This window comes from Streptomyces sp. HM190 (genome assembly GCF_009857135.1).
Classification (GTDB): domain Bacteria; phylum Actinomycetota; class Actinomycetes; order Streptomycetales; family Streptomycetaceae; genus Streptomyces; species Streptomyces heilongjiangensis.
Window position 1 is genome coordinate 2435033 of the sequence record NZ_CP047318.1, and the last position, 11971, is coordinate 2447003.

The following is an 11971-nucleotide window of genomic DNA, read 5'->3' on the forward strand; positions in this document are numbered from 1 at the left end:
CCGCAGCTCCTCTCGTACAACCGCCCGGTCGGCCAACTCGGGGCCCGGGAACCGGTCACGCCCATCACCACGTACAAGCGCACCGCCCGCGTGTACAGCCCGTACTCGTCAGCGCATCGCTCCTGGTCAAAGCTACGCAGAGTCCGCGACCGTTTACCCCATGAAGTCAGCAACTCCCCCGAACGGGCATATGCCACGACGCCTCGCGCCCGAACGCGAGTTCACCATGCGCTTCACCTCAACGCCGCGCGGTGCCCGTCTCGCCCGCCGACTCGTCTCGCACCGCCTGGACGACTGGGGCCACCCCTACACCACCCCCGTCAACGAAACGCTCACCCTCATCACGGCGGAACTCGCCGCCAACGCGGTACGCCACGGGCATGTCCCCGGCCGGGACTTCCACCTTCACCTCGTCCTGGGCGAGGGCATCGTCCGGGTCGAGGTGACCGACACCCGCGCCGAGAAGCAGCCTCCGTCCAGCCCTGCGGTGTCCGACTCGCTGTCCGAGTCGGGCCGGGGCCTGCTCCTCGTCGCCGCCCTTTCGGACGACTGGGGCGTCACCCCTCGCCATGCCGCCCCGGGTAAAACCGTGTGGGCGGAGCTGCGCGTGCAGCAAGGGGGCCACCCGCGCACGCCCCGGGTGGCCCCCAAACCGACCGACGTCGAACTAATCCTGACTACGGCTTCGCTGCTGCGCGACGACCTCGGGTCGCGGCCGGAGGACGCCAGGCACGGAGATCGTCGTCGGTGAGTCCGTGCTCGCCCTGCTTCTGCTGGCGGTAACCGGCGAAGAAGTCCGCCGGGGAGCCGCTGTAGAGCATGTCGAACTCGCTGTGCCACTGGTACAGCCACGGCTGCAGTTCCAGCAGGCCGGCGAGGAAGGGCGTGATCTCCTCGGTGGACAGCGCGGTGTTGGTGAAGTACGTGGCGAGGGCCTGCGCCTGCTCCCGCTGGTCCCAGCCGGCCCACCCGTACAGCTCTGGGGTGGCGGCGTTGGTCTGGCCGTAGGAGATGAACCGCTCCTTGGGCACGTCGAGCTTGCCGCGCGCCCTCCAGTAGGAGGGGCGGAGGAAGTCGGCCGAGGTGTACTTCGGCGGCACCGGGATGGAGTCCCGGATCTTCCGCTTGGCGGGCTCGTCGGGCGCGGCGTCCTCCTTGCGCTGGAGGTCCCACACCTCTTCCCAGTCGGCCCGCTTCTTCAGCCCGGAGGGCTTGTAGCGCAGGGCGGAGAGGAACGGCACATGCTCGTCGGTGATCAGCTCGGCGACGACCTTGGCCAGTTCCTTGCGGGGAGCGTAGAGCTTGGCAACGGAGACGAAGTCCTCGTCACGGGAGAGAGCGTCGGTGAGGCGGGCCAGGGTGCGGATGGTGGGCTGACCGTTCTCGTCGAACCAGTGCTCGCGGTTCTCCATCCGGTCGAGCAGCCAGGAGCGCAGGGCCTTCTCCTGGAGCGCATCCCAGCCCTCGGTGGCCCAGCGCCGCTTGTACTCGGGGCGCTCCACCATGCCAATAGCGCGGTTCGACTCGATGGCGTCGATCCGCTTCTGGACGATCTCCCGGTAGGAAGCGGGCCAGTGGGCGGGGATCTCAGTAACCGGGTCAAACTTGTGGTTGCGATGCTTGAACCAAGACGTTTTCACTTCGCCGCGTTGCAACTTACGGGCAAGCACGATAGCGAAGGCACGCTCGCCTGGATTCACCTCGGGAATAGCCTCGTGGACCGTGATCGCCTCCCCGAGCAGGCCATACAAGGAATAGACCTCCCAGTCCAATTCTTCTTGGAGGGCGATCATCCGTCTCCGGATAGATTCCCATGCATGACGCCCCTCTCGCAGGGCTGCGGCAGTGGGTACGCCAGAGGTCACAATGAAAGAAGGTGCGGTGAAAGAAAGCTCTTGGGCCAACGCATCGAGTGTGGTTCCTGGCCCGACTGGGAGGGGAGACGGTAGGGGCAACTCAGCGACACTAGTGCCGTTGTACTGACTCCGATGCTCCCAAGGTTCATCCGCACCTGCTTGTTCAGCCCCAGGCCTACCTTTGTTATGGCAGGTCATTTTCAGCCAGAATGCTGCCGTTGAGCTATTTAGCAGCCCAAGGAGGCGCAGGTAGTCCTCTTCGGTGGCCCCCTCCTTGAGCTTGATCACAGGCGCAGTACGATTGAAGATCTTCCCTCCGCGATCCAGCGCAAAATGGTTGTGGGTGGCCACTTCGGCGAACGTGAGCGTGAGGGGTGTGCGATAGCGCTCCGGCACCCAGCGGTACCAAGCCCACCACGGTTTGCCGAGGTCTTGTTGAGTTTGGCCATCAAAGTCGGTTGTAGAACGCAAGTGGCTACGAGTTACCCACAGGCGACGTCCCCACGGGCTACTCACGTCGTATGGAAGCGGTTTGAGATCTGAATCGTAAGGAGCAATCGCACTCTCCGCACAGTGCGTATCCCAATCGCGAACAACTTCGCCAGTGATAAGCATCCTCGCAACGTCTGACCTAATTCCCTGACGCCGTAGCGCATCTGGCGTACCAATGAAGGCGTCATCCTGACCAGGAAAGCTGGCGAATCCGATATCGCGGGGCAGATGCGTTCGCAGCTTACTTGCAGAACCCTTCTCGATGGCTTCGTTGAGCTCCAGTCCACCGTCCGCCAGAACCCAAGGCTGCTCACTGAAATAACGCTTGCGCTCTAGGTCATCGACCGATACCCATTGACTCACAGAACCCGGTTTATCGATCTGATCAACAATGGCCCGCCAGACCTTGCCTTCATCTGCTTTCGCCGGGGCACTGGGCTCCGCCTGCACACTACGAACAGTGCGAATTGTCTCTGAGCGCCTATTTCCCCCGCGTCGCTTTCCCACAAGAATGACGGTTGGCGTCCCATGGCCCGGAATATACGCACCCGAGGTGTCGATCACTTCAGTCAACTCCACCTCATGACCGAAGTATGCCTCAATCAATCTCGTTCCGAATTCCCTCTTCATAAAAGAGTTCGCGGTAATTTGCCCCACCAGGCCGTATCCAAGTCCGCTCTCGGCATCCCCCACCTTCGCCAGTTCAAAGAACCGTTGAGCGAACGGAACCGAGAGCGCATACTTACCCGCACAAGCGTCGTACAGGTCACGGTAAAGCTGATTGAGTTTCTTATCCTTCACTGTGATGTAGGGCGGATTCCCCAACACCACGTGATACCGCCCCGGTTGCAAGATGTCTTTGTACTCGTGCACATCCTCAGTTTCGTACTTGAAGTCTGCGAGTTCGTCCGAGCCTTGATCGTTCGAGCTGTCGAACAGGCTGCCCTGTCGGTATCTGTGCTTGATCAGCGAGTCGCCGACAGCCAAATGCACTGGCCACTCGTAGTTGCCAGCCTCCGCCAGCGTCCGCACCCCGCTCGCTGCCATAGCTGCGACCAACAGCCGGAACCGCGCAATAGCCACCGCAAACGGATTGACGTCCACCCCGTGCACCGAGTCCAGCGCAGCTCGCACCCGCTCGTACACGTCCCGCTCTGACTGTTTCTCTCCCCACAGCCACACCAACCGTCGAAACGCCCCCAACACAAAGTGCCCCGACCCACACGTGGGGTCGATCATCTTCAGATCCTCGTACCCGAACTCCCGGACTGCCGGGTTCATCGCCCGATCGAGGATGAATTCCTCCACAAACTCCGGAGTCTGGAGCAGCGCGTACGTCATACGTGCGGCCTCACTAAGATCCTGGTACAAGTCACCCAGGAACCGCGTGTCCCACCCCTCCGTGCCGTCCTCGTTCAGCGGGTCGGTGAAGTCGTGGACGAGGACGCCCGCCTCGTCCCTCCCCCGCCAGAACTCGACCAGCTCCCGCGCACCGTCATGGGACAGCGGGACTTGGTACAGCGGGTTGTGCCGCTTGTCGAAAAGGAGACGTCCCGCCTGGCCCTGGCCCAGCTCCTCGAACGCCTTCTCCAGCCAGCCCCGGTACGTCGGGTTCTCGTCCGACTCCACATACGCGTCGTACCGAGACTCCGCCAGCTCCCGCCGGTCACCGTCCGGCCCCGTCAGATACGGCTCCGGGATCAGTCGGTTGTCCTCGCAGAACCGTACAAACACCGTCCCCAGCACCCACGCCACCGCGACCTGCGTGACCCGCTCGTCCAGCCACGAGGTCCATGTCGCCGCCGTGCGCCCCAGCTTGCGCGCCTGGTCGTACTCGGCCTTCAGCCGCGCGCCGACATCCCCCAGCGCCTTCACCTGGCGCCCGAGGTCGGCCTCGACCGCCTTGACCTGCTGCTTCAGGTCGTTCAACAGAGCCTTGCGGTCGATCACTTGACGTCTCCCTCGACACCACTGGCACCGGCACTCGCCGCGCCCTCGCCCTCGCCGGACCCCCGATGGGCGTTGCCCACCCACGTGTCCGGAAGCTGAATCCACTCCCCCAGGCCGGCCTGGTACGGCACTGCCACCTGCCCGAGCCGGGGCTCACGCGAGGGGTCGCTCTGCGGGACCAGGAGCCACAGCCCCCGCCCGCCCCGCCGGGCCGCCGACGCCAGCCGGTCCAGGACGCCCATCGCGTCGTACCGCGCGAACACCCCGGCCTCCGTCAGCAGCACAGGACCGGCGGGACGGACAGAACCGGCCCCGCCACCACCCCCACCACCGTCGCCCAGCAGCTCCGCCACCCGAGGCTCCACCGCGCCCCACGCCGTCCGCACGTACTCCGCGAACTTCACGGCCCCCTTCGACCCCGGCTCGGCGGCGTCCGCCTTGAGCAGGGTCTCCCAGGTCGGCTTCGTACCCGGCGTGACCTGCGCGTGCAGGGCCTCCAGGAACAGCTCCGTCACCGACACCGCACCCGCGCCCAGCCGCTCCGCGCCCAGCTCCCGCACCGCGTCCCGTACCAACTGCTGCCGTACGGTCAGCACCCGGTACCCGTCCCGGCGGGCCGACGCGAGCAGCCGTTCCTCCGCGCGCACCGCGCCCGCGAGCTGCGGGTCGTCGGCGTACCGCGTCACCGCGCCCGTACGCGTCGACTGCCGCCACGCGCCCGTCGTGAGGTAGCTGGACGCGTCGTCCACCCGCGTCGGCAGGTACCGCAGCGTGCCCGTGTCCTCGCGCGTGTTCAGCGACAGCTCGAAGCCCGCGTCGCGCAGGGCCTTGGTCAGCGGGCCGCCCGTCGGGAGGTCGTGGGAGGTGCCGCCCCGGCCGTCGACCACGACCAGCTCGGGGAAGCGGGCGCGCACCCGCTCGTGCACGTCCTCGCCCGTCAGGCCGGGCTGCCGCCCCTCCGGTACGCCCGGAATCCAGCGGACGAGCCCGGCCTGGGTGAGCCGCAGCGCCCGGACCAGCGGCAGGTCGCGCGGGTAGATCTCCAGGCGCGGCGTGGCGGCGGCGTTCACGGAGGCGGCTGCCGCCAGCTCGACCATGCGCCGCTCGTCCCAGTTGACCGCGCCCGGCGGCACCGTCAGCGCGCCCAGCTCGGCCAGGACCGTCGCGGCCGTCGGCAGGGTGTCCAGCTTGGCCAGCCGGTCCGCCGTACGGCCGAGACGGGTCGCGTACTCCAGCAGGCCCGGCGCGGTCGGGGTGTCCGGGCCGTCGTCCTCCCGCACATCGAGGGCGAGGAGGCCGGCGCCCAGGGACTCGTCCGTCGCCTTGCGGTTCGGCTGGTGCTGGAACTCGGCATCCTGCGGCACCAGTTGCTCCACCTCGACCACGGCCCGTACGGCCGCCAGCGCCATCGCGCGCCGCTGCTCGCGTCCCGCGAGATGCGTGCCGCGCCGGACCGCCAGGGCGTCCGCGATCTCGACCGCCGAGGCGACCCGCCCCATGCCGACCAGCAGGTCGATGATCTCCTCGCGCAGTGCCTGGACGGCGGGCTCCGCCTTCCAGCGCTTGCGCTCGTCCTTGAGCAACAGCGAGACACTGCCGTAGCTCAGCCCGAGAGCCTCCGCGACGTCCTTCTGCTTCGGCCAGACGCCGATGTCCGGCAGGACCCCGTGCTCGTCGGGCAGCCGCAGCAGCAGCCGCACCATCTCCGCCTTGTTGCGGTTGGAGCCGTTGTTGTTGACGGCGGGCACGAAGACGGTGGCGAGGGTGTCGAGGCTGACCGAGCGCAGCGTGCGGGCGGGCAGCGCACCTGCCGACTCACCCGTCGCGAGGTGGCCGACCAGAGCCGACTCGGCGGCCGTGAGCTGCTCCAGCTCCTCCTTGGCCTCCGCCCGGCCCTTCGGGGTGAGCGGCGAGACGGGGATCTCGCGCAGCCGCTCGCCCCACTCCCGCTGCCGCTGCTGGACCTCGTTGCGGGTCTTGGCGCCCAGGCCGGGGGCGTTGACGAGCTTGCGGCGGCTGTAGTCGAGGAGTTCGCCGACGGTCGTGATGCCCAGGCCGTACAGGAACGACTGGGCGGCGAGCGTGAGGCCGGAGACGGTCAGCGGGGTGTCCCGGGTGACCTCGGCGGCGAGCCGGTCGCGCTGCTGCTCGGCGCTCTCGGGTTCTGCGTCCGCGATGGCCGCCGCGGCGGCGCCCTGGGCGGGCAGGCCCTCCCCTGCGGTCGTGGGCGCCGGGGCCGACGCGCGGGTGCGGTGGCTGGACGGGACCGTCTGCGAGGCGTCGAGGAAGACCTTGCGCCAGGCGTCCCGCATCGGCTTCAGCTCGGGGTACCGCTGGGCCGCGTCGCGGTGCAGGGCCTTCTGGAAGAAGGCGACGAGACCGTCCCGTACGGCCGGGTCGAAGGCCTCGGCCGCGATCGTCGGGTACGGCCACTCCTTCGCCTCGGTCATGCGGGGCGGGACACTGCCGTCGCCCCACTTGGGCAGTTCGCCGGAGGCCATCTGGTGCAGGGTGACGGCGACGGCGTACCGCTCGGCGTGCGAGTCGTAGGAGCCGCGGGTGATGGCGTCGACGAAGGGGTCGAGGTAGCCGTCGGTGCCCGCGTCGGTGTTCTTCGCCGGGTAGCCGGCGAGGGAGAAGTCGATGAGGACGAGTTCGCGGGTGCGGTTGGGGCGGATGCGGATGGCGATGTTGTCGGGCTTGATGTCGCGGTGCCAGACGCCCTCGCCCTCCAGGAAGTCGACGGCGCCGAAGAGGTAGTCGCCGTAGGCCTCCAGCTGGTCGACCTGGAGGCGGCCGTTGTCGCGGAGCTGGCGGGCGACGGTCTCCTCGCGGCGGCGCGGGCGGGACCCGGCCTCGCCGCCCTGCCCGGTGTCGTCGCGTTCGTCGCCTACGTACTCCAACGCCAGGACCGTACGGCCGGCGATGTGCAGCGGCTCGGGTTCGACGAGGCGGATGATGCCGGAGTGGGGGCGCAGGCGGCCCATGGCCTCGGCCTCGCGGGCGAGGATCTCGCCCCGGCTGTCGGAGAGGGCGACCTTCAGCACGGCCAGCGGGCGGGTCTTGCGGGTCTCGGCCTGGAGGTCGCGGACGAGGAAGGCGCGGCTGGTGGAGCCGGTGCCGAGGCGGCGGCGGATCTCCCAGCGGCCGGCCAGCACGTCACCGGCGACGGAATCCAGCGGGTCCTTGTCGACCGGGGTCCCGTCCTCCACGGCGGGCGCCTCCGTGGCGGTGGGCGCCGAGGCCGGGGCGGTCAGGGAGTCCTCGACGACCTCCAGCAGCTCCAGGAACTCGTCCACGCTGGACAGGCGCTGGCCGGGCCGGTAGGCGGTGGCGGCCTGCACCAGCTCGTCCACGTCCTCCGACAGGCCGTCCACCAGGGAGCTGGGGCGCAGTCCCTCGCCCGCCTCAAGGCGGGCCAGCAGCTCGGCCTGGCTGGCGGCCGGGGCCTTGCCGGTGACCAGGAGGTAGGTGAGGACGCCGAGCCCGTACACGTCGAGGTGGACCGGGTCGGGGTTGAGGGCGGTCAGCTCGGGGGCGAGGTAGGCGTCGGCGTCGTCGGCCAGGTGCATCGCGGACAGGGCGGTCGGCGCGAAGCGGGTCATGCCCTGGCCCTGGGAGGAGTCGCCGCTGCGCTGGGTGGCGATCTGCCAGTCGGAGATCTGGAGGTCCGGAGTCAGCCAGGCGGCCTCCTCCCCGACGGCCCGGCCCTTGCGGCCGCGCGGCCGGGGGACGACGTGCACGGAGCGGGCGGCGAGCGCCCGGTGGTGGATGCGGCTGGCGTGCGCGGAGCGCATCGTCTCGGCGAGCTGGCGGACCAGCGCCATCCGGCCGAGGATGTCCAGCTTCTCGCCGTACTGGACCAGGTACTCGTCCAGCTTCAACGTGTCCGGGTGGTAGTCGAAGATCAGCGCGGGACCGGCCGCGTGCCCGGAGGGGAAGTACTGCTTGAGCTGGACGGCGCCCGGGTGCTTGAAACGGCCCAGCACCGCGGCCTCGCGGCGGGCGGCGTTCTCGACGGACTGGCGCAGGGAGGCGTCGGAGCCGCGCTCGCTGAGGTAGATGCGGACGCGGGCGGCCTCGGGCAGGTCGCTGTGGCGGGCGAGGTAGTCGGCCCAGGTGGGCCCCGAGTCGAAGGACTTCCGCTGCAGCTCGTACGGGCCGACCTTGTACTGCGCGTCGCTCTTGCGGATGCCGATGTTCTTGAGGGCCGCCTCGATCTCGCGCGAGCCGATCGCCGTGACGCGGCGCCGCTCGTCACGCGGGGGTGCCTTGAGCATCTCGACCAGCTGGTGGACGGTGTACACGCCGTTCTGGTCATGGGCGGGCAGCCGTACGCGGAGGCTGTTGTCGGTGAAGCAGACGGCCTCGGCGACCCAGACCCGCCTGTTGCCGGGCAGCGCGAGCAGGCCGGCCAGTTCCTTGGCCTTGCGGTTGACCAGGTGCAGCGGGTTGCCGTGCGTGCGGCGGCGGCCACCGGGAGTGGTCTGCACCCAGGTGCCGTTCTCGGAGGTGACGGAGCCGTGCCAGTCCTTCAGCTCGACCATGCAGACGCCGCCGGGGGCGACGACGAGCAGGTCGACCTCGCGGACGTGGCCGGTGTTCGCGGTGAAGGTGAAGTTCGACCAGGCACGCCAGGGGTCGGAGTCCGGGAGCTTCTCCCGGATCGCCTCCAGGCCGCGGCGTTCGTGATCGAACTCGGACTCGGTGACCGTGACCCACCGGCCTTCCCGCATGCCTGTTCCCCGCTCCTCGTGTCCTGCAAGGGCCGCCGTTCCCCATGGGCAGACCCAGGGTCCAGATCCTAGTGGCTGGCTGTGCCGTGAAAAGAGGCGGTGAAGGACGGGAGTACGGGAGATTCCACCTTTATCGCCCGAATTCGGCGACTTGCGGGGTGCGGACCATCCCTATGGTGGAGCCTCACCCATCCCCTCGGGTGGACATGCGCAGAATCCGCACAGCCGAGGCCATCGCGATCTACGCCGTCCTCCCGTCCGGCGCCCTCGCGTCGGGTGTCCTCGCGTCCGGCGCCCGCGTCCGGTGTCCGGGCCGGACGCAGGAGCGTCCGAAATCGATCTGCTTCAACTCGCGTGTGCACTAACGTGGTTACCCGCTGCGCACCTTCCCGGAGGGTACGTCGGCGGTGTTCCAGGTGCCATCCTCGGCGATGAGCGACGAGTGGTCTCCATCGCGTGCTTCACGCGGTGTGACTGCGGATGCCCGGTAGGGCGATCCCTGCCATTCCCAGCTCACGCTCTGGAGTGGAACCCGATGAACCCCGTTGAGTACAACCTTGCGCGTCGTGACCGGATTCGTCAGATTCTGGTCGACGTCACGGTGGGAGTCATCACCAATCTGCTGGTGACGGCCCTTGTCGTGGTAGCGCGCCTGGTCTTCTGACCGGCAGGTGGCGGGCCCGGGAGCCCGCCACTCCACGTACCGGTCCACCGTTTCAGAAAAGACGCAGCTCTCCGGGCGGAGTGTCCTTCTTCCGACGCTGCCTGCGGCGACGCCTTCCTCGGGCGGGACGGGGCAGATGTGGCTGTCGCGCCTGCTCCGGCAGGTTCTCCCAGGTGGGGCGCAGACCGTGGATCTGGACGTCGCCGACGAGCCCCTTCAGGTAGGTCCGGGTCTCCTCGTCCGTGGAGTAGAGCACGGTCGCCCGGCTCGCCCGGGTCATCAGCACGTGGTAGGCGTGCCGGACGAGGCGGGCGAACTCGTCGTCGTCCACGCTCTTCGGCCTCACCTTGGGATCGAACGACCCGGGAACGGCCACGCGCTTGACGCCCGCTTCCTTGTCCGCCCGCTCCTTGCCCCGGCGGAACACCCAGCGGTCGCCCCGGCGGACCATGTCCTCGCCCATGATCACGCCGCACCAGTCCCATTCCAGGCCCTGCGCGGTGTACACACAGCCGATCTGGCCGAGGCCGTTCTCGTGCACGGACCAGATCTTGGACGGTGGGACGGTCTTGTTCTCGCAGAAGGACTCACTGTCCGCGTTCCACGGCCGGTGCCAGTCACCTATCCGGACGTCGGGTTCGAGCCGCTTCTCCTTGCCCAGGGGTTTCGTCCAGGGCCAGCAGTATCCGGCGACCATGCGCGCGGACGCTCCCGCCGCGGCCTCGGAGCGGATGATCCGTTCGAGTTCCTCCGGGGTGTCGACGACCTCGACGTGCATCAGGCCGTCCGGGGTCCACGGCTCCGGCTCCGCGCCGGACACCCCCAGCGCGCCGCGCACCCAGCGGATGTAGGCGTCGCTGCCGCCGCACCGGAACTGTTCCCGCAGACTGCAGCGGACCAGGTGGGCGTCGTAGCGCCGTGCCGCGTCCTCCACGAGGGCGACGGTGCCGACCTCCTGCGGGCGCACGGACTGCCCCTCGTCGAGGAAGAACACGGTCAACCTGGAGGCGTCGAGGAGTTCGTCCACCTGGGGCTTGGTGCCCCAGTCCTCGGGTTTCCAGAAGCGGTTGGTGGAGCGGTCGCGCAGACGGTGTGCCTCGTCGCAGATCAGCACGTCCAGCGGCGGGTCTGGCGGGGTGACGAAGTTGCTGAAGTAGGTGAACGTCTCCTTGAACTCCCGGTCGCCGAAGCCGACGTGCTCCTGCAGTGCGCCGTTGAAGGCCCTGCTGCCGCTCGCGTACTTGACCGTATGGCCGTCCGCCTCCAGTTCGGCCTTGATCTGGAGGCCGATGGCGCTCTTGCCCGTACCGGCACCACCGGTGACGAGGAACACCACGCGACGCTCGTCGGGGACGAGGGCGGGCCGCCGGGGATCGGGAAGCACCTTGGCGGCGGTGCCGAGGATCTGGTCGGCGACCTCCTTCTGTCGGCCACGCAGGGTGAAGACCGTGTCCTCGCCGCTGGAGCGGATCATGGCGTCGAGCAACGGGGTGTTGCGCAGGCCCATGCTCCGTAACAGGATCTCGGCCGCCGAGTCGGCACCGTCGGCGGCGAAGCTGCTCCGCAGGTCCGACAGCAGTTGGGGGCGGCGGTCGCTGGTGTAGACACGGGCGTAGGCACCGGTCGGCGCGTCCACGCCGACCAGTGGGAGCACTGCGGCGTCGGTGGCGTTGTGCAGATAGGCGAAGCCGCCGCACTCGTAGTCCAGCCCGTGCAGCGGTCCTCTGGCACTCGTGAACGCCTCGTAGTACTCGCGCAGTTGCAGCGCCGGATGCTTCTTCCTCCCCATACCGGGGACATGCACCAGCTCCGCGGTCGCCCGCTCCACCCGGGTGACCGTCGACCAGCGCTTCAGCTCGACGAGTTGGACGGACAGGCCGTTCTCCTCGGGATGGTGGCCCACGAGGACGACGTCGATGAGCCGCGGGTCCCCGGCCCGGTCGGTCTCGTCGAGCGTGGCCGCGCATTCGACGACCATCTCGACGTTCCCACGGTCGGCGGCGACCAGGTCCTCGGCGAGATGCACCAGGCTCTCCGCCCAGGCGGAACGTTCAGTCAACGAAGCGTCGGTGTTGAGGAAGTGCTTCCACCTGGCGGCGAGGTGGGGCACCATACGGCGCCTCGAGTTCAGGTTCAGCAGATCCCGCGCCGCCAGTTTCAGCAGGAGCATGGACACGAGGTGGATCCCCCAGGGCACGAGTGACTCGTGCGGGTGGGGGCATGTCCACGTGGGAAGCCCGTCGGGCCGCGATGACGCCTGGGATCTTAGAGAA

The 11971-nt window shown here is 68.6% G+C and carries 5 protein-coding genes; 2 read left to right on the plus strand and 3 right to left on the minus strand.

Going from position 1 to position 11971, the window contains the following annotated elements; genetic code table 11:
* Positions 1–160 precede the first annotated feature (160 nt).
* Positions 161–751 (plus strand): ATP-binding protein, encoded by a 591-nt coding sequence (locus tag GSY65_RS10205; protein WP_159767028.1) that lies wholly within the window; start codon positions 161–163, stop codon positions 749–751.
* Here the strand turns inward: GSY65_RS10205 and pglX are convergent.
* Together pglX and pglW are read right to left on the minus strand one after the other, a co-directional pair.
* Entirely contained in the window at positions 678–4298 is a 3621-nt protein-coding gene (gene pglX, locus GSY65_RS10210) for a BREX-2 system adenine-specific DNA-methyltransferase PglX (protein WP_159767029.1), read from the minus strand. The genes GSY65_RS10205 and pglX overlap by 74 nt on opposite strands.
* Complete coding sequence (gene pglW / locus GSY65_RS10215; protein ID WP_159767030.1) at positions 4295–9034, minus strand: BREX system serine/threonine kinase PglW; 4740 nt, start codon at positions 9032–9034, stop codon at positions 4295–4297. Before pglW ends, pglX begins: the two co-directional genes overlap by 4 nt.
* Before the next feature lie 535 nt (positions 9035–9569).
* On the opposite strand from pglW, the gene GSY65_RS33690 reads away from it, so the two are divergent.
* Complete coding sequence (locus GSY65_RS33690) at positions 9570–9698, plus strand: DUF6408 family protein (RefSeq protein WP_225618227.1); 129 nt, start codon at positions 9570–9572, stop codon at positions 9696–9698.
* A gap of 52 nt (positions 9699–9750) precedes the next feature.
* On the opposite strand, the gene GSY65_RS10220 is transcribed toward GSY65_RS33690, so the two are convergent.
* A complete protein-coding gene (locus GSY65_RS10220) occupies positions 9751–11868 on the minus strand; it encodes a DUF2075 domain-containing protein (protein WP_159775772.1) in 2118 nt (705 codons plus the stop codon).
* Positions 11869–11971 lie beyond the last annotated feature (103 nt).

Bases quoted from the DNA above. Each gene is read 5' to 3' on its own strand.
- pglW (WP_159767030.1), bottom strand. From the start codon at position 9,034: ATGCGGGAAGGCCGGTGGGTCACGGTCACCGAGTCCGAGTTCGATCAC.
- GSY65_RS33690 (WP_225618227.1), top strand. From the start codon at position 9,570: ATGAACCCCGTTGAGTACAACCTTGCGCGTCGTGACCGGATTCGTCAG.
- GSY65_RS10220 (WP_159775772.1), bottom strand. From the start codon at position 11,868: ATGCTCCTGCTGAAACTGGCGGCGCGGGATCTGCTGAACCTGAACTCG.
- GSY65_RS10205 (WP_159767028.1), top strand. From the start codon at position 161: ATGAAGTCAGCAACTCCCCCGAACGGGCATATGCCACGACGCCTCGCG.